The sequence below is a fragment of the Blautia sp. AM29-29 genome (assembly GCF_003480555.1).
Lineage (GTDB): Bacteria > Bacillota > Clostridia > Lachnospirales > Lachnospiraceae > Fusicatenibacter > Fusicatenibacter saccharivorans.
In genome coordinates, this window is record NZ_QUJD01000020.1 from 19326 (window position 1) to 38769 (window position 19444).

17 protein-coding genes and 1 tRNA gene are annotated in these 19444 nt (G+C 47.3%); 9 read left to right on the forward strand and 9 right to left on the reverse strand.

Features of this window, described 5'->3' with window-relative positions; all coding sequences use genetic code 11:
• Positions 1-13: 13 nt before the first annotated feature.
• On the reverse strand, positions 14-1414 hold the full coding sequence (locus DW769_RS13580; protein ID WP_117510221.1) for a citrate/2-methylcitrate synthase: 1401 nt from the start codon (positions 1412-1414) through the stop codon (positions 14-16).
• Between the two features lie 311 nt (positions 1415-1725).
• Here DW769_RS13580 and DW769_RS13585 point away from each other — a divergent pair.
• Positions 1726-1798: transfer RNA gene (locus DW769_RS13585), tRNA-Thr, on the forward strand.
• 192 nt (positions 1799-1990) lie between these two features.
• Here the strand turns inward: DW769_RS13585 and DW769_RS13595 are convergent.
• Positions 1991-2638, reverse strand: a complete 648-nt coding sequence (locus DW769_RS13595; RefSeq protein ID WP_117761585.1) for an epoxyqueuosine reductase QueH — start codon at positions 2636-2638, stop codon at positions 1991-1993.
• Between the two features lie 110 nt (positions 2639-2748).
• Between DW769_RS13595 and DW769_RS13600 the strand changes: the two genes are divergently transcribed.
• From DW769_RS13600 to asd, 7 genes are all read left to right on the forward strand, one after another.
• Positions 2749-3519: an ABC transporter ATP-binding protein gene (locus DW769_RS13600; protein ID WP_117510218.1), complete on the forward strand. Its 771-nt coding sequence runs from the start codon at positions 2749-2751 to the stop codon at positions 3517-3519.
• Positions 3512-4357 (forward strand): ABC transporter permease, encoded by an 846-nt coding sequence (locus DW769_RS13605; protein WP_118750513.1) that lies wholly within the window; start codon positions 3512-3514, stop codon positions 4355-4357. Before DW769_RS13600 ends, DW769_RS13605 begins: the two co-directional genes overlap by 8 nt.
• Before the next feature lie 16 nt (positions 4358-4373).
• On the forward strand, positions 4374-4670 hold the full coding sequence (locus DW769_RS13610; protein WP_022463012.1) for a hypothetical protein: 297 nt from the start codon (positions 4374-4376) through the stop codon (positions 4668-4670).
• Positions 4667-5605 (forward strand): DNA/RNA non-specific endonuclease, encoded by a 939-nt coding sequence (locus tag DW769_RS13615; RefSeq protein ID WP_117510217.1) that lies wholly within the window; start codon positions 4667-4669, stop codon positions 5603-5605. The genes DW769_RS13610 and DW769_RS13615 overlap by 4 nt, the downstream gene beginning before the upstream one ends.
• Before the next feature lie 71 nt (positions 5606-5676).
• Complete coding sequence (locus DW769_RS13620; RefSeq protein ID WP_147343075.1) at positions 5677-6570, forward strand: recombinase family protein; 894 nt, start codon at positions 5677-5679, stop codon at positions 6568-6570.
• A 193-nt stretch (positions 6571-6763) separates the two neighbouring features.
• Positions 6764-8143 (forward strand): argininosuccinate lyase, encoded by a 1380-nt coding sequence (gene argH, locus DW769_RS13625; RefSeq protein WP_055267678.1) that lies wholly within the window; start codon positions 6764-6766, stop codon positions 8141-8143.
• Between the two features lie 87 nt (positions 8144-8230).
• Positions 8231-9316, forward strand: coding sequence for an aspartate-semialdehyde dehydrogenase (gene asd / locus DW769_RS13630; RefSeq protein ID WP_022463016.1), 1086 nt, complete (start codon positions 8231-8233; stop codon positions 9314-9316).
• A gap of 66 nt (positions 9317-9382) precedes the next feature.
• Here asd and DW769_RS17445 read toward each other — a convergent pair whose 3' ends face one another.
• The 7 genes from DW769_RS17445 to DW769_RS13665 all read right to left on the reverse strand — a co-directional run bounded on the left by DW769_RS17445 (position 9383) and on the right by DW769_RS13665 (position 16713).
• Positions 9383-9475, reverse strand: coding sequence for a DUF6783 domain-containing protein (locus DW769_RS17445; RefSeq protein ID WP_369123061.1), 93 nt, complete (start codon positions 9473-9475; stop codon positions 9383-9385).
• 67 nt (positions 9476-9542) lie between these two features.
• Positions 9543-10553 (reverse strand): GGGtGRT protein, encoded by a 1011-nt coding sequence (locus DW769_RS13635; RefSeq protein ID WP_022463017.1) that lies wholly within the window; start codon positions 10551-10553, stop codon positions 9543-9545.
• A gap of 25 nt (positions 10554-10578) precedes the next feature.
• Positions 10579-11271, reverse strand: coding sequence for an iron-sulfur cluster assembly scaffold protein (locus DW769_RS13640; RefSeq protein WP_022463018.1), 693 nt, complete (start codon positions 11269-11271; stop codon positions 10579-10581).
• 224 nt (positions 11272-11495) lie between these two features.
• Positions 11496-12161, reverse strand: coding sequence for an acyltransferase (locus DW769_RS13645; RefSeq protein ID WP_055228579.1), 666 nt, complete (start codon positions 12159-12161; stop codon positions 11496-11498).
• Between the two features lie 48 nt (positions 12162-12209).
• The gene (locus DW769_RS13650; RefSeq protein WP_118750503.1) at positions 12210-14312 is read right to left on the reverse strand and encodes a DNA topoisomerase; all 2103 of its coding nucleotides are present in this window, start codon (positions 14310-14312) and stop codon (positions 12210-12212) included.
• Entirely contained in the window at positions 14309-15067 is a 759-nt protein-coding gene (locus DW769_RS13655; RefSeq protein ID WP_055228581.1) for a formate/nitrite transporter family protein, read from the reverse strand. The genes DW769_RS13650 and DW769_RS13655 overlap by 4 nt, the downstream gene beginning before the upstream one ends.
• A 446-nt stretch (positions 15068-15513) precedes the next feature.
• Complete coding sequence (locus DW769_RS13665) at positions 15514-16713, reverse strand: helix-turn-helix domain-containing protein (protein ID WP_022463022.1); 1200 nt, start codon at positions 16711-16713, stop codon at positions 15514-15516.
• Between the two features lie 220 nt (positions 16714-16933).
• On the opposite strand from DW769_RS13665, the gene DW769_RS13670 reads away from it, so the two are divergent.
• Positions 16934-19384, forward strand: coding sequence for a beta-galactosidase (locus tag DW769_RS13670; RefSeq protein ID WP_118750504.1), 2451 nt, complete (start codon positions 16934-16936; stop codon positions 19382-19384).
• Positions 19385-19444: the final 60 nt, after the last annotated feature.

A 19444-nucleotide genomic window follows, 5' to 3' on the forward strand; every position in this document is an offset into this window, starting at 1 on the left:
TTCGCATAATTTTTTAGTTATTTGAAAAACTGTGGGAAGTCTTTCTTGGGGTTCTTCTTTCAATGGCAACGTACGGACGATGATGACCGACATATTTATAAGCCGGACGGATGATCTTTCCTTCGTTGACAAGCTCTTCGATCCGGTGTGCGGACCAGCCGGAGATACGGGAGATAGCAAAGATCGGGGTGTAGAGCTCTTTTGGAAGGCCAAGCATTGTGTAGACGAAACCGCTGTAGAAATCAACATTTGCACAGACTGGTTTGAGCAGACGGCGCTTTCTGGCGATACACTCGCCGGCAATGCGTTCTACAGACTCATAGAGAGCAAATTCTTTCTCGCGGTGCTTCTCAGCGGAAAGCTTCTTTGCATATTCTTTCAGAATCACACAACGTGGATCGGACAGGGTATAAACAGCATGGCCCATACCATAGATAAGACCCGTTCCATCGAATGTTTCACGATCAAGCATTTTGGTCAGGTAGGTGCGCAGTTCGTTTTCGTCTTCCCAGTTTGTAACATTCTCTTCAATATTTTCAAACATCTCCATAACCTTCAAGTTGGCACCGCCGTGGCGCGGTCCTTTTAAGGAACTTAAAGAAGCCGCAACAGCAGAGTAGGTATCGGTTCCGGAGGAGGAGACAACGTGTGTCGTAAATGTTGAGTTATTTCCGCCGCCGTGGTCTGCGTGAAGAATTAACGCAACATCGAGAACCTTTGCCTCCAGAGCAGTGTATTCTCCATCCGGGTGAAGCATCTGCAGAATGTTTTCAGCCATCGACAGCTCCGGTTTCGGATTTCGGATGATCAGGTTCTGGTTTTCGTGGTAGTGGCGGTATGCATGGTAGCCGTAAACGGCGATCAGCGGCATTTTGGCGATCAGACTCAAAGCCTGGCGGAGGACGTTCGGAATGGAAATGTCATCCGGCTTTTCGTCGTAGGAATACAGGGTCAGCACACAGCGCTGCAGAGTATTCATCATGTTTTTGCTGGTTGCCTTCATGACAACGTCGCGGACAAAAGTGTCCGGCAGCTCGCGGTAGATACTTAAAATTTCGTTGAAATCATTTAACTGCGGTTCCGTTGGAAGAGAACCGAACAGAAGAAGATAGGTAATCTCTTCAAAACCGAAGCGTCGTCCTTCCATACCTTTGATCAGATCTGCGACGTTATAGCCCTGAAAATAGAGACGGCCATCGGTCGGAACTTTTTCGCCGGTGCGCTCATCAATATCGAAGCCGATAACATCGGAAATTTCGGTCAGGCCGGTGAGAACACCTTTACCAGTGGAATCACGCAGTCCCCGTTTTACATCGTACTCAGTGTATAAAGATAAATCAATCTTTCCGGAATCTTTCGTATACTCTACAAGCTGACTGAGCTTGTCTTCCAGATTATCGTATTGCATGGTCATGACAACAGCCCCTTTCTTCCTTTAGTTAAAAACTATACTTACTTTTTTGGCGGTTGTCAATGCTTTTCTTTCAAAATACATTAATTTTTATAAGGAAAAGGGATGGTTTTCCTTAATTTTTGAAAGTAAGGACAAAGTTTATGCATAAAATTTGCGCCAGGGAGGTGAAAACAACAGGGATGGAAACGGCGGGAAATCAGTGGGGCGGAACAAATTTTAGAAAAAGATTCATAAATTTCAAAAAAATGCTTGCAATTTCAAAAAAATACGGTATAATAATGATTGTGTCATTCAGAAAATGAATTTCACAGGCCGAAATAGCTCAGCCGGTAGAGCACTTCACTCGTAATGAAGGGGTCGTCAGTTCGAATCTGATTTTCGGCTTATTCTTTAGAAACCCGCAGGACGTAAGGTTCTGCGGGTTTTCTGGTATCATGAGAAATATGACATAAATACGAACGCCCTTTGCAGGAAAAAGATCTGCTGCAAAGGGCGTTTGCTGTTACAAGTTTCAGGAAAATCAGTTCGTACAGCATATCCTGACGGAGCTTTTGGCCGGACACTTCAAAGAGCACATCAGCTGTTGCCATTTTCCTGTGCTGCCACCCGTGCGTCGCGTTCCCGGCGGGAAAAGACGCAGCCGCAGTAGTCCTGGCGGTAGAGGCCGTATTCATGGGAAAGTTCGATGGAACGCTGGTAGCCGCCCCGTTTCTTGAAATCTGAATTGAGATATGGGATCCCGTATTCGGCGGCAAGCCGTTCTCCGATTTCATTCAGCTTTTCCGCGTTTTTCAGCGGGCTGATGGAGAGGGTTGTTGTAAAATAGTCGAGTTTGAGCTGCTTTGCCATTTCGGCCGCTTCGCGGAGCCGCATTTCATAGCAGACAAAACAGCGCTCGCCGCCCTCTGGCACATTTTCCATCCCGCGTGTCAGTTTATAGAACCGGTCAGAATCGTACGGGCCGGGGCAGAAGGAAATCGGATGCACGGCGGGAAGAGAATGGATCAGACGCTGCTGTTCCTCCACGCGGTGCTCGTACTCCGTCGGCGGATAGATGTTGGGATTATAGTAAAAGAGCGTAATGGAAAAATACTGCGACAGATATTCCAGCACGTAACTGCTGCACGGCGCACAGCAGCTGTGCAGCAGCAAGGTCGGAACTTCACCGTGAAGTCCTGCAATCTTCGCATCCAGCTCCTTCTGGTAATTTCTTTTATTGGCCATAATGTATCTTCAAACCTCCTGGTATCTTTCAATCCTTTCTATTATAGCCTCAGCGCGGCTGGGATGCAAGCTGCATATGATATCTTATAGATAGAGGAGGATGCAAAAAAATGGATGATCAAATCCTGTCATTAGAGCATATATCACTGTCCTATCACACCATGAAAGGAGAAACACCGGCGCTGTGCGATCTGACCTTTTCGGTAAAAACGGGGGAATTTGTTGCTCTTGTCGGACCGAGCGGCTGCGGAAAGAGCACGATCCTGAACTTGATTTCCGGTCTTTTAAAGCCGGAGGCGGGAACTCTGCTGAGCCGCGGACGGCCGATCACGGAGGCGGATCTCCATATCGGCTACATGCTGCAGAGAGACCACCTGTTTGAATGGCGGACCATCTACAGCAACGTTCTGCTGGGCCTTGAGATTTCGCGCACGCTGACACCCGAGCGGAAAGAAAAAGTCGGGGAGATGATGGAGACATACGGCCTGAAATCCTTTTCCAATGCCCGTCCGTCCGAACTTTCCGGCGGTATGCGGCAGAGGGCGGCACTGATCCGTACACTGGCGATGGAGCCGGATCTTCTGCTGCTTGACGAGCCGTTCTCCGCTCTCGACTACCAGACGAGGCTGAACGTCTGTGATGATATCGGAAAGATCATCAAAAAAGAGGGAAAGACAGCAATTCTCGTGACACACGATATTTCGGAGGCCATCAGCATGGCGGACCGTGTGATTGTTCTGGCGGCACGGCCGGCATATGTGAAAAAAAAGATTCCGATCCGGTTTGCGATGGAGGAGCGCACGCCGATGAAAGCGCGCAGTGCGCCGGAATTTAAAACGTATTTCAATGCCATCTGGAAGGAGCTGAATGAAAATGCGTGAGCAGGCAAAAACGCCGGAGAGCAGCTTTCAGAGGACGTATCTCCGGCAGAAAAAAAGAGAACGGGAGCAGGTGCGGGTGTTTCGGGCTTTGCTTCTCGTCAGTTTTCTGGTATTATGGGAGGTGGCGGCGGATCTGAGATGGATCGATCCGTTTATCTTTTCCAGCCCTGTGCGGGTGGGAAAAACGTTCGTGACCCTGCTGACGGAGCAGAACCTTCTGCGCCATATCGGGATCACGGTGTATGAGACGGGAATCAGCTTTCTGCTCGTCTCGGCACTTGGCATGGCGTTCGCTGTGCTTTTGTGGCTCTTTCCGCGCTTTTCTGCGGTGATGGAGCCGTACCTGGTAGTCCTGAACAGCCTGCCGAAATCGGCGCTCGCCCCGCTTCTCATTGTGTGGATGGGGGCAAACGTGAAAACGATCATCACGGCCGGCATTTCCGTTGCGATATTCGGCTCGGTGATCAGCATTTACAGCAGCTTTCAGAGTGTGGAGCCGGATATGCTCCGCCTGATTGCAACACTCGGCGGAACGAAGAAGGATATGCTGTTCCGCGTCGTGCTGCCGTGGTCGTTTCCGGGGCTGCTCGCCGTGTGGAAGGTCAACATCGGCCTGTGCCTCGTCGGTGTTGTAATCGGAGAGTTTATCGGGGCAAGAGAGGGGCTTGGCTATCTGATTATCTACGGCAGTCAGGTGTTCAGATATGCACACGCAAGAGAAGGGAGGATGACAGATGATTGGAATCGTATGTCTGGAAGAACGAAGAGGAATGCAGTTTGGCGGACGACGCGTTTCGCGGGACCGCGTGGTAACGGAAAAAATCTGCGAACTGTGTGAGGGGAAAACGCTCTGGATGAATCCGGCTTCGGAAAAGCTGTTCGCGGAGCAGAAGGAGAGTGGGAAGGTAACACTTCAGGCGGCGGCAGATTTTCTGGAGCAGGCAGGCGAAGGAGAATACTGCTTTGTGGAGAATACGGGACTGCAGGCTGTGGAAGCGAAGATAGAGAAAATCATCGTTTTCTGGTGGAACCGGCATTATCCGTCTGACCGGAAATTCGACCTGGATCTTTCCAAATGGAATAAAGTGTCCGAGGAGGAGTTTGCAGGCTATTCCCATGAGAAAATAACGAAAGAGGTATATGAGAAATGAAAAAACTAAGAAAACAGCTTCTGCTGCTGGCGGCGCTTCTTGCTCTGACACTGACCGGCTGTGAGGCGCAGGATCTTCTCTCGACGGAGAGAGCAGATTCCGGTTCGGAGGTTACGGCCGCTTATACGATGACGGAATCCCAGATTACCGATCAGGCACCGACGGCCGTTTCAGTTCTTGATGTTCCGGAGTTTTCCGGTGAACCGTATGTCGTTTTAAACGGAAATGAGCCGGATTTTACCGATGAGGAAAAGACGACCGAGTCGTACGAGCATTACAGCGATCTGGACAGCCTGGGACGATGCGGCGTGGCAGAGGCGAATATTGGCCAGGATCTGATGCCGACGGAGAAGCGCGGCGCGATCGGCCAGGTAAAGCCGACGGGCTGGCATACGGTAAAATACGATCAGGTGGAAGGTAAATATCTGTACAACCGCTGCCATCTGATCGGATACCAGCTGACCGGTGAGAATGCAAACGAGAAGAATCTGATCACTGGAACACGTTATCTGAATGTCGAGGGCATGCTGCCGTTTGAAAACATGGTTGCCGACTACGTCAAAGAGACCGGAAACCATGTGCTGTACCGCGTTACACCAATTTTTACCGGGGACAACCTTGTAGCGGACGGTGTGGAGATGGAGGCACTTTCCATGGAAGATGACGGCGAGGGCATTTCCTTCCATATCTTCGCATACAACAATCAGCCGGGCATCTCAATTAATTATGCAACGGGAGACAGCACGTTAAGCGAAAGCAGCGGAACGATGACGGATCAGCAGGAATATGTCATGAACACATCCAGCATGAAATTCCACCTGCCGTCATGCTCCAGCGTCAGCTCGATTAAGGATGAAAACAAGGCGACATATCAGGGACCGCGCGAGGACCTGATTGCCGAAGGCTATGAGCCGTGCGGACGGTGCAATCCGTAAAAGAAATTATAAAAAGAGGGTCGGAACTTTCCGGTCCTTTTTTCTATATAGTAAAGAGAAGCATCTGGAAAGTGAGACAGGAGATGGAAGAGGAGAAGCTGAGTGCGGTTTATTATGCAAGGTGCAGCACCGAGGAGGAAAACCAGAAGGATGCGCTGGTAAGGCAGGCGGCGGAGGCGGAAGAGGCAATCCGGGCAAGAGGATGGAGGCTTGTGGATGCCTACGTGGAGAGCCGCTCCGGTACGAGCCGGAAGGGCAGACGGGAATATAACCGCCTGTACGAGGATCTCGAGCAGAACCGGTTTGATGTCGTCGTAATCAAGTCGCAGGACCGCCTGATGCGGAACACGCGGGACTGGTATCTGTTCGCAGACCGCTTAAACTGCGCCGGAAAGCGGCTGTATTTTTATCTGGAGAACACATTCTATTCGCCGGAAGACGCGCTTCTGACCGGCATTAAGGCGATTCTGGCGGAGGAGTACAGCCGGGAGCTGAGCAAGAAGATGAATCTGGCGCACCAGAAACGGCAGCAGAATAATGGAAAGCCGGTGCTGACCTCAAAAAGTTATGGTTACCGGCGGACGGCAGACGGAGCGATTGAGATCATCCCGGAGGAGGCCGCAGTGAAGCGCCGTATGTACGAACTCTGTGCAGACGGTCTCGGCGGACGGAAAATTGCGGCGGTTCTGGCAGCGGAGGGCGTCCGCAGCCGCGCCGGAAAACCATTCTCTGGAACAGACATTATCCGCATGGTGCGGAATCCCATGAATAAAGGCACCGTAGTCATGAACAAGAAGCATTACGATTTTAACACCGGAAAAACGCTCCCTACACCGCCGGGCGGGCAGTACGTCTATGCGGGGAAAATTCCTGCTATCGTCTCTGAAGAGCTCTGGATAGCGGCAAATCGGGCGGCTGACGAGCGTCTCTGCCGCAAAAAGGTGGGCAAATCTGTTCAGACTTGACTGGGTAATCCTGTCCATCCTGATCCTCTGCCTCGTTGCGGCAGGATTGTACGGCATCTTGGGCTGGCTGGAAAAAAACTACACAAAACGCCGAAATTCGGGAAAGTAGGTGATTTGACTTGCAAAGGAAGGTTGGATGCTTGTATAATAATGCATGATAATTTAAAAAACTTACAGGAAAAGAGGAATGAAAATGGCACAGTTATGGGGCGGACGGTTCACAAAAGAGACCGACAAGTTAGTGTATAATTTTAATGCATCCATCAGCTTTGATCAGAAATTCTATAAACAGGACATCAAAGGCAGCATGGCACATGTAAAGATGCTGGCAAAACAGGGCATCCTGACAGAAGAGGAGAGAGACCAGATTCTTGCAGGACTGGAGGGGATTCTTGCCGATGTAGAGAGCGGAAAACTGGAAATCACCAGCGAATATGAGGATATCCACAGCTTCGTGGAGGCAAACCTGATCGACCGCATCGGAGACGCCGGAAAGAAGCTGCACACCGGAAGAAGCCGCAATGACCAGGTAGCCCTCGATATGAAACTTTATGTCCGCGATGAGATCACCGAGATTGATGCACTCGTCAAAGAGGTGCTGGTAACACTTGAAAAAATCATGGAAGAGAACATTCACACCTATATGCCGGGATTCACCCATCTGCAGAAAGCACAGCCGATCACACTGGCACATCACATGGGCGCATATTTTGAAATGTTCCGCCGCGACAGAGGCCGCCTTGCAGACATCTACAAGAGAATGAATTACTGTCCGCTCGGTTCCGGTGCGCTGGCTGGAACGACGTATCCGTTGGACCGCGCTTACACAGCAGAGCTGCTCGGCTTTGACGGCCCGACCTTAAACAGCATGGATTCCGTATCCGACCGTGACTATGTCATTGAGCTCCTCAGTGCTCTTTCTACGATTATGATGCATCTTTCCCGCTTCTCCGAGGAGATCATCATCTGGAATACCAATGAGTACCAGTTTGTGGACATCGACGACGCATACAGCACCGGAAGCAGTATCATGCCGCAGAAAAAGAATCCGGATATCGCAGAGCTTGTTCGAGGAAAAACAGGCCGCGTTTACGCAGCTCTGATGTCAATGCTCACCACTATGAAGGGAATCCCGCTGGCGTACAACAAAGATATGCAGGAGGATAAAGAGCTGACCTTCGATGCCATCGACACCGTAAAAGGATGCCTGGCTCTGTTCAATGGCATGCTTTCTACCATGCACTTCAAAAAAGACCGCATGGAGAACAGTGCAAAGAACGGTTTCACGAATGCAACGGACGCAGCTGATTACCTTGTTGGAAAAGGCGTTCCGTTCCGCGATGCACATGGCATTGTCGGCCGTCTCGTTCTGTACTGCATTGACAAAGGAATCTCCCTTGATGATATGAAACTCGAAGAGTACAAAGCGATCAGCCCGGTCTTCGAGGATGATATTTATGATGCCATCAGCATGAAGAACTGCGTAGAACGACGCAACACGATCGGTGCGCCGGGAGCAGATGCGATGCTGGCTGTCATCGAGCAGAATAAAAAATATTTACAGGAAAATTGAAAAAACAGTTGCAATTTTGAAAAAATTGGTATAGTATGACATGAGACGCACAAATGTACGCCACAGAAGAACAAGGAGATGAAACCAATGGAGCAGAAATTGAGAGTAGGAATTTTAGGAGCAACCGGTATGGTAGGTCAGAGATTTATTTCTCTGCTGGAGAACCATCCGTGGTTTGAAGTTGTGACCCTGGCAGCAAGTCCGAGAAGTGCCGGAAAAACATACGAGGAAGCAGTCGGCGGACGCTGGAAAATGGATACTCCAATGCCGGAAGCAGTGAAAAAGCTCGTTGTGATGAATGTAAATGATGTAGAGCATGTGGCATCTACCGTAGATTTTGTATTTTCCGCTGTTGATATGTCGAAAGATGAGATCAAAGCGATTGAAGAAGCATATGCAAAGACCGAGACACCGGTTGTTTCCAACAACAGCGCACACCGCTGGACACCGGATGTTCCGATGGTAGTTCCGGAAATCAACCCGGAGCACTTCGATGTTATCGAGTTTCAGAAAAAACGTCTGGGAACCAAAAGAGGCTTTATCGCTGTAAAACCGAACTGCTCAATCCAGAGCTATGCACCGGTATTAACGGCATGGAAAGAGTTCGAGCCATATGAAGTGGTTGCAACCACATACCAGGCAATTTCCGGAGCAGGAAAAACCTTCAAAGACTGGCCGGAGATGGAAGGAAACATCATCCCGTTCATCGGCGGAGAAGAAGAGAAGAGCGAGCAGGAGCCGCTTCGTATCTGGGGTAAAATCGAGAACGGCGTGATCGTAAAAGCAACCGAGCCGAAGATCACCTGCCAGTGCATCCGTGTACCGGTATTAAACGGACATACCGCAGCTGTTTTCGTTAAGTTCCGCAAGAAACCAACGAAAGAGCAGCTCATCGAGAAACTGGAGAACTTCAAAGGCCTTCCGCAGGAGCTGAATCTGCCAAGCGCACCGAAACAGTTCATCCGTTACATGACAGAAGATAACCGTCCGCAGGTAACACTGGATGTCAACTACGAGAACGGTATGGGAATCAACGTAGGCCGTTTAAGAGAGGATTCCATCTACGACTGGAAATTCGTAGGTCTGTCCCACAACACGGTCCGCGGCGCAGCAGGCGGAGCAGTACTTTGTGCAGAGACACTGGTTGCAAAGAAGTTTATCGCTGCAAAATAATGCTTAGAATGATATAAAAAACGCCTCTGAAACGTTTTGGGTTCAGAGGCGTTTTTTGTGCATGGATCAAAAGAATATAGCATGTGTTTGAAACATCGTTCCTGCAATCTGCACGCCCAACTTTGCAGGATATCGAAAGCAGCAAAAAAGAAGCGCCATACGGGAAAATTCCCGCGGCGCTTCTTTTTTGCTCAAATAATTTTATTTACGCAAAGTTTGGCTAATCTTAGAATTTGCCAGCTTTTGCTGCCTCTTCAACAGCAACAGCTACAGCAACAGTCATACCAACCATTGGGTTGTTTCCTGCGCCGATCAGACCCATCATTTCTACGTGAGCCGGTACAGAAGAAGAACCTGCAAACTGAGCGTCAGAATGCATACGTCCCATAGTATCGGTCATACCGTAGGAAGCAGGACCTGCTGCCATGTTGTCCGGGTGAAGAGTACGTCCTGTACCACCGCCGGAAGCAACGGAGAAGTATTTTTTACCAGCTTCGATACGCTCTTTTTTGTAGGTACCTGCAACTGGATGCTGGAAACGAGTCGGGTTGGTGGAGTTTCCGGTGATGGAAACGTCAACGTTCTCTTTCCACATGATAGCAACGCCTTCACGAACGTCGTTAGCGCCGTAGCAGTTAACTTTCGCACGCGGTCCATCGGAGTATGCTTTTCTGAATACTTCTTTCAGTTCTCCGGTGTAGTAGTCATACTCAGTCTCTACATAAGTAAAGCCGTTGATACGAGCGATGATCTGAGCAGCGTCTTTTCCAAGACCGTTCAGGATAACACGCAGAGGTTTCTGACGTACTTTGTTTGCTTTTTCAGCGATACCGATAGCACCCTCAGCAGCTGCGAAGGACTCATGTCCAGCCAGGAATGCGAAGCACTCGGTGTCCTCTTCCAGAAGCATTTTACCAAGGTTACCATGGCCAAGACCAACTTTACGCTGATCTGCTACAGAACCCGGGATACAGAAGGACTGAAGTCCCTCACCGATTGCTGCAGCAGCTTCAGAAGCTTTGCGGCATCCTTTTTTGATTGCGATTGCTGCGCCTACAGTGTAAGCCCATTTTGCATTCTCGAAGCAGATTGGCTGAATGCCTTCGATCATTTTGTATACATCAAGGCCAGCAGCTTTTGTAACTTCTGCAGCTTCTTCGATGGAGTTGATTCCGTACTCAGCAAGCTTAGCCAGAATCTGTTTCTCTCTTCTTTCATATGATTCAAATAAAGCCATTTTTCTATCCTCCTAAATTATCTGATTACTCTTTTCTCGGGTCAACGATCTTAACAGCATCAGCAACACGTCCGTACTGTCCGCTTGCTTTTTCGAAAGCTGTGTTTGCATCATCGCCGGCTTTGATGAAGTCCATCATCTTTCCGAAGTTGATGAATTTGTAACCGATAATCTCATCATCTGCATCCAGAGCGATACCTGTTACATAACCGTCGGTCATCTCCAGGTAACGAGGTCCTTTTGCAAGAGTTCCGTACATGGTACCAACCTGGGAACGAAGTCCTTTACCAAGGTCTTCCAGGCCTGCGCCTACAACCAGTCCGTCCTCGGAGAATGCACTCTGGCTTCTTCCGTAAACGATCTGCAGGAAGAGCTCTCTCATAGCAGTATTGATAGCATCACACACAAGGTCAGTATTCAGTGCCTCAAGGATGGTAAGTCCTGGCAGAATCTCAGATGCCATAGCTGCAGAATGAGTCATTCCTGAACATCCGATGGTCTCAACGAGAGCTTCCTGGATAACGCCCTCTTTTACGTTCAGAGTCAGTTTGCAGGTACCCTGCTGCGGTGCGCACCAGCCAATACCGTGAGTGAATCCGGAAATGTCTTTGATTTCTTTTGCTTTTACCCATTTTGCTTCCTCCGGAATCGGAGCTGCACCGTGATGCACGCCCTGGGCAACCGGACACATCATTTCTACTTCGTGTGAATAAGTCATTGTTAAACTCCTTTCAAATATGTACTTATTTGAGCTTTTGTCTTTCGAACGGACTGTTTCCAGCCTGTTCACAGACCTATGGTTATTGTCTCACAAAATTGGTCATTCGTCCAGCATATTTTGATAAAAAATTGCAAAGACCACCGGAAAACGATAAAATTTCCGGCGGTCTTTTAAATCAATCGGTTTGGTTTTCTCTCGATAAAAGAGAATTTTTTTAATTATCAGATTTTTTTGACAATTTCTTTCGCATTCTTAAAAATATGACCTGACGGGATCACACCGCGAACACAGGAAAGTGGATAAATGTTGGAATTTCTTCCGACAACCGTTCCCGGGTTCAATACGCTGTTACAGCCGACCTCGACTTCATCGCCGAGCATCGCACCGAATTTTTTCAGTCCGGTTTCGATCTGTTCATCTGCGCCTTTGACAACAACGAGCTTCTTATCGGATTTTACATTGGAAGTAATGGAACCGGCACCCATATGGGCTTTGTATCCAAGAACAGAGTCGCCGACATAGTTGTAATGCGGAACCTGTACTTTATTAAAGAGAATGACATTTTTCAGTTCGGTGGAGTTTCCAACGACAGCGCCTTCGCCGACGATGGCGTTTCCGCGGATAAAGGCACACTGACGGATCTCAGCGCCTTTTCCAATGATGCATGGGCCGTTAATGGAAGCGGTCGGTGCGATCACGGCATCTTTTGCGATCCAGACATTTTCGCCGCGTTTTTCGTATTCTGCCGGATCGAGTGTTTCGCCGAGTTCAAGAATAAAATCTTTAATGAGCGGAAGCACTTCCCATGGATACGTTTTGCCTTCAAAGATTTTTGCGGCAATGGTCTGGGTTAAATCATAAAGTTCAGAAATGGTTGCATCTTTCATGTGTGATTCATCCTTTCTTGTTTTAGTTCCTGTTTATCTTACCACATTTCAGGAGTTCTGTGCGCCCTTTTTTCCGGCGGTGGAATAGGACTTTGCAGAGGAGTCTTCTGCAGCGGTACGTTTCCCGGTACGGGAGCGCGTGGAGGAGGCTTTTCTGTAATACGGCGCGGACGCATCAAAGCTGCTCTTTAGCTGGAACTGATTCCGCAGCTGCTTCACATTTACCGTGTGGCGTGTCACAAAGTTTTCCAGTTTTCCCATATATTCCTCGGAGGTAATGGAGCCTTCCGCTACATAGGTAAGTCCCTTTTCCCAGCTTGCCGTCAGCTCCGGATTCAGAAGCGGGCGGATCGACTGGTGTACGACGTCGTAGATCATTTCGCCAAGCTGTGTCGGGGTGATAACCTGCGTCTTTTTGTTCAGAGCAAGATATTTGATAAAGACAAGCTTTTTCAGAATCTCAGCACGCGTCGCACTTGTTCCGATGCCGCTTCCCTTAATCTGTTCGCGCAGCTCCTCGTCTTCAATGAGCTGTCCGGCATTTTCCATTGCAAGGATCATCGAACCGGAGGTGTAGCGTTTTGGCGGAGAGGTTTCTCCTTCCTTGATAGAAAGGCCGAGAAGATTCAGCTCGCTGCCTTTCTGCAGCTGGGACAGCGCTGCAAGAAAAGAGGGATCGCAAGTCGTCTCGTCCTCCTTTCTGCCCTCATCGTCCTCCTCTTTCTTACGGAAGAAAGAATACTGCATGGCTTTTAAATAGCCCTCCTGCACGAGAACGCGGAAGTTGGAGAAAAACTGCTCGCCGCCGATTTCGGTGACAAGAGCAACTTTCTGATAGACCGCCGGCGGATAGAAGATACCGAGAAAACGGCGGACAATTGTCTCATAAACTTTTGCGGAGAGTTCCGAGAGGTTCCGCAGATTGTTAAGGCCCTGTCCGGTCGGAATGATCGCATAGTGATCGGTAATCTGTTTATCGTTTGTATAGCGGGTGGAACCAATCTTTTTCCAGCTTTCACCCTGCAAAATTTCATTTGCAAGGCCGCTGCAGATACCGTACTGCTGCAGGCCGCGCAGGTTTTTGCTGATTTCCCTGGCAACGGCAGAAGAAAGCACACGGGCATCGGTTCGCGGATAGGTAACCAGCTTTTTCTCGTAAAGCTCCTGAACAACTTTCAGCGTTTCATCCGGACTGATTTTGAAAAAGCGGGCACAGTCATTTTGCAGCTCCGCAAGGTTGTAAAGCAGTGGCGCATTTTTATTTTCCTTTTTTCGCTCCATTTTCAGGACATGCGGGATCAGAGGATTCTGCATGCTTAATTCCTCGATCAGTTTCTGTGCGTCCTCTTTTTTCTGGAAGCCGTTCTCCTTATAGAGAAGCGGAGAGTTGAAGTAGCGGCTGCCTTTTACGGCGCGCCATTCCCCCTCAAAATTGCGTCCATTTAAGGAAAGACCGGCGATGACACGGTAGAATGGTGTTTTCACAAAGCTGCGGATTTCGCGCTCCCGGCGTACGACCATGCCGAGCACACATGTCATAACACGGCCGACGGAAATAGACTGATATTTAGTGCCGAGATACGATGCGACAGCGCTTCCGTATTTGAGCGAGAGAAGACGGGAAAAGTTAATGCCCATCAGGTAATCTTCTTTGGCGCGGAGATAAGCGGATGCCGAAAGATTGTCGTATTCACTTTCGTCCTTCGCTTCGCGGATACCGCGCAGGATTTCTTCTTCTGTCTGCGAGTCGATCCAGACACGCTTCTGTTTCTTGTCTTTGATACCGGCCATCTGCGCGACGAGACGATAGATGTATTCTCCCTCACGCCCGGAGTCGGTACAGACATAAATGGTTTCAATATCCTCCCGGTGGAGCAGGTTACTCACAATGGTGAACTGCTTTTTTACTTCCGGGATAATTTCATATTTGAAGTTTTCAGGCAAAAAAGGCAGGGTCTCGAGACTCCACCTTTTTAACGCAGGATCATATTTTTCCGGATAGCTCATCGTAACCAGGTGACCGACGCACCAGGTTACGACGGACTGATCCGACTCTAAGTATCCATCCCTGCGCTGCATATTCTGTTTTAACGCTTTTGCGAACTCCTGAGCAACGCTCGGTTTTTCCGCAATGTATAAAGATTTTGTCATTTATCTGCACTCATCATTCGAAGCGGCCAGGCAAGGAGCACACCGCCTCCTATTGCGTTTCCTATAGTTACAATGACCATACTTTTCAATGCGGCAGTCAGAGAAATGCCGCCTGGGACCAGAAGTGCAGCGGTAACAAAGGTGGCCATGTTGGCAACGCAGTGTTCAAAACCGGCAACAACGAATCCGGTGATGCAAAGTATAATCATGAAAAATTTGGCAACTTCATTTTTGCATTTCATGCCGCAGGCAACGGCAAGGCAGACGAAGAAGTTGCAGAGAATGGCACGGAAAAACATTTCTCCGGCAGGAATGGAAAGTTTATTTCCAATAAATCCTGCGTAATAATCGGCAGTACCGGAAGCACCTGCCAGTACGAAAATTACGGAGAGAATCAGGCATCCGACAAAGTTTCCGATGTAGCTTACCAGCCATACTTTTCCAACCTGTGCCCAGGAGACCTTTTTGTCATAGGCCCCAAATGCCATAACAAGATTGTTTCCGGTGAAAAGCTCTGCACCGATAAAAACGATCAGCAGAACCGCAATGGCAAACACAATACCGCCAAGCAGTTTTCCCCAGGCAGGATCTGTACTCTGGAACGTATTGCCTACCACGTTGGAGAAAATCATGGCAACCACGATAAAGAAACCGGCCATGACTGCACGGAGAAAGTATTTCCCCGGGTGTTCTTTCAGCAGCCTTGCTTTGTTTACGGCTGCCTCTGAAAATTTTTGTACGTCATCATAAGGCATAGAATAACTCCTTTCTTATGTCCCGTAGGATGGACATATCCCCTCTCTTTTTGTCCGGGGGATGGTCTTTTTTTCCGGAGCAGCTTGCAAATGCTTCGGATTTCGCGCTTTCAACTTTGGCTATTATAGCATTTCCCGGAAAGATTCGCAATGAAGGAGGAAGAAAAAAGTATATTTCCACAGAAATGTCAGAAAATAAGGGGTGAAACGACAGATTGTATGATGAACTCAGAGGGATTGAAACAAGGATTGAAAGCTTTTTTTATGTTCTGTTTTACAAAGATCTCGGACACAGTGAAATTGTAAACCATGATGATCCGGCGTTTGTGAAACTGGTTTATCATCTGCACTGATGTTCATTCTTAGCAAAAACCTCATCTGCTGTTTTCATACAAAAGATAAAACGGCAGGTGAGTTTTTTGTAATGGGCCTCTGGAAAGGATAAACTAAAGCCGTATAGTATCCATTACACCGGATTTTTTCCGATATTCTAAAGGAGTCATATGATACTGTTTTTTGAATAAACTCTGAAAATGAGGCTGGCTGGAAAAGCAGAGATAACTGCTGATTTCAGCCAGACTTTTTGTACTGTAGGTTAAAAGCATTTTAGCTTCTTCTAATTTACATCTTGTAATGAAAGCACCTATGGTAAAGCCGAGCTCAGTTTTGAATTTTTTCATCGTGTAGGAAGTACTTTTCTGAATGGAATCCGCGACATCATTCACAGAGATGGATTCATTTGTATGTGTACGGATAAAATTCATACAGGTATAAACTTCTCTTGAGATTCCAGCAGGGATTTTGGTTTCACCTGCCTGCTGACAAAAATCCAGAATCATGGAGTATTGCAGTGCCTGGATTTTTTCCAGTGACTGCAGTGCCTCGCATTCCTGAATATAAAGATCCAGAAGCTGATATGTTTTTTCAATATCTACTCCTCCCGGAATGGCACCAAGAACAGCGGTTTTGATTGCTGTCACGATAAAAAGATTTTTGGCATGGCGAATCGGAGTTTTTGCAAGTCTGCCTTCTTCTAATTGTAATGTATTATTCTTCAAAAAATTCTGCAAAGCATTTACATTTCCGTTTTGAACAAACTGAAAAAGTTCGCATTCAAACTGGTAAGTGTTATGCATCTTTTTATTTTCCATATTTTCTGTAATGGATTTCAAATGCTGCTGGCTCTGCCGCAATTGCTGGGGTGCACGCTGTCCCAATAATTTCAACACACTGATTTCCTTGTGGTTCACACATTGATGCAGGAAAACAAGATGCTGACAAAATTGGATATGTGATAACCGGGGAATGGAGGCGAGAGCCTCAGCGATTACTTCCTTGTACTTCAGGGGCGTGGCAGAGTCATGCATATAACTGCGGACGAGCTCATCTGTCACAGGAACGGAAAAAACCGGGCCTAAGATGATATATTCACCAGTAGCTTCAATTTGGACAGAGCCATATACAATGTCGGGAGATGCAAAACGAAATTCGGGATTATAATCGGATGGATAAAGCGGATAAGGACTCTCTGTTGAGATGTGGAGCTGTTCTGATAAAGCAGAGTAAATAGCTCCTGCTTCAGTAATTAGATTCGTAGGAATTCCTGTAACGGCATAGTAATTTTTACAAAAAGTAACATAATTCATATGATATTCTCCTGGTATCTGTGGGATGCAGTGGATCAAATTTTCGTTTGAAAGTTTCTGCAAAGCAATTCACGATTCCTTCACTTCCAAATTTAAAGTATAAAATGGAAAAAGAAAAATAACAATACGAAAACATATAATTTTGTATGTTTTTATGTAATATCTTTCCTTTCATTTTTGATAAAGTGCGATTAGAAAAAAGGAAAGGCGGATCATACGCATGAGACAACCGATTAAAATTAATAAAACGAATCCAAATAAAGGTGTTCTCGATTATTCTTATCTTTTGGATGCACCAGCTGGAAAACATGGATTTGTAACGACAAGGAATGGCCATTTTTATTTTGAAGATGGTGTAAGGGCAAAATTTCTTGGGTTTAATGTGGCTGCAAGATCAAATACCCCGGATCATGAAACCGCAGAGAAACTGGCGGAACGTTTTGCGAGCCTGGGCGTGAATGTGATTCGGCTCCATGCAGCAGATGCCCCAATCAGCGAAGAACCACGCAGCTGGTCCAGCTGTAAAGAAGCTCCACTTTTAGATTATGAAAAAGGAAACGGGAGAGAATTTCATCCGGAAGGTCTGGATCGATTTGACTATTTTGTCGCAAAATTGAAAGAGCGGGGTATTTACCTTCACATTGATCTTATCGTTGCAAGAGATTTTGTAGAAGGAGATGGACTGGACTACCCAGGAAATGCGGGAAGCTGCATCAAACGTTTTCCCATGTACAATAAACGGATGATAGAGCTGCAAAAAGAATATGCCAGAAAGATTCTCTGTCATGTGAATCCTTATACAGGTCTTGCACTGATTGACGATCCGGCGGTGATCACGGTTCAGATCAATAATGAAGATTCTGCGATTAAAGGAACGATGGAAACGGATCAGCGGGAAGAGATGCAGCCATATCGGGATGAGGTACAAAATCGTTTTAACAGCTTCCTCTTGATGAAATATGGAACAAGAGAGCGTCTGAAAGAAGCATGGACGTTTGAAGGAAAATGTGCGCTTGGCGAGGAAGAAGATCCGGAGAAAGGAACTGTGCAGGGAGCCGCAGGTAATTTCTATCAGCCGGAATGCGACCCTTTGGGAAAATGGGAAGAAAATGAAAGTCCGGCCCGCTATGCTGATTTTATGGAATTTGGCATTACGATGAATCGTAATTTTTATCAGGATATGAAAGATTATCTTCATTCCCTTGGAGTAAAAGTTCCGATCGTGACAAGCAATCTGGTTGCCGGTGCAGCGGATGTATATGGCCATACCGACGGGGATTTTATGGAAAATAACAGCTATTTTAATCACCCGCTGCTTCCGATCCAGGAGGCAAATACCTATCTGGTTGCAGGGCCGGCCGAATATGTGTCAACGAACCCGCTGACCATGCAGACAGGAGTTGGTTCTATGGCAACAACACTTTTAAATCTTGCTTCCGTTGCCATTGTAAAAGGAAAGCCTTTCATGCTCAGTGAGTGGAACGAATATGGGGAACATCCTTTCCATTCGACAGCATATGTGCACACGGTTGCCTATGCATGCTTGAACGACTGGGACGGACTGATTTTATACAATTATCATACGTCGGAAAAGGCGGACGATCAGCCGGACGATGAAATCTGGAGTGTTTTTGATGTATATAATGATCCGGCGGTTATCTGTCAGTGGGGATTTATGGCATCTGTATTTCTCAAAGGGCTGGTATCGGCGGCTAAAAATCGTGTAGATGTCGTATATACACAGAACGATTTGAAAACACTGCCGAAAATGCACGCAATGCCAACTACTTTTTTACCTTACATCACATGTATGCGAAATGTATTCCTGGACGGAGGGGATACCTATCAGGGAGACGCGGCTGTTGCAGTGAACGCAGGATTTTTGAATGGGGCAGATCTCTCGGAGGCAGAACACGGTGTGTATTATGCATGGTCACCGTATCGTGACGCATGGCGGAAATATAAAGACCACAACAGGCTGAAACAGGCAGCGAAGAATGCAGAAGAGATACGAGAAGGCGTGTATCTGGGAGCACAGGCACTTGTCTTTGATGAAATTCAGAAAATCGCAGGCACAGGAGATTATCGTGAATTTGCTGCAATTCTTGACCGGGCAATGAAAGAATGGAAGATACTTTCGGAGGAATGTGGTCTGGTAGATGGAAAACTGATTTCTGATACAAAAGAGCTGGTGTTTGATCCGGCACATGCCCGGTTCGTAATTCATACACCGTATTGCGGATATTTCAGTGGAAGCCCAGCAGAAAGTCTGCGGCTGTCTGAAAAAATTGAGATCCAGTCAGAAAATGAGCGGATTACGCTGGCACTTCTTCCAGTGGGAAAGGAAAAACTGGAGCAGGCAGAGGAATTTGTGATCACTGCGATGGGAACAACGGGAATGGACAAGACAACGTATCAGGAAGGTGCACAGATGATGGGCTTTCCGTTTACTGCAGTACACTTTCAGGGAAAATTATATGCCGAAACGCTGGAAGGAAGAATCTACGTAAAAGCTAAGGAGGCCGTTCTTACAGCATTAGATCCAATGGGAAATGAAATTGGAAGAATAGAAGGAAAAGAGACAGAAAAAGGAGTATGTTTTCTTCTGTCAGGCAATCTTCCAAGTGTTCAATATAATTTAAAAACAAAAAAAGAATGCCCAAATATATAATATTAAATTGCTATATGTAATAAAAGAAACAAAATACTTGATAGAATACAAGTATAAAAC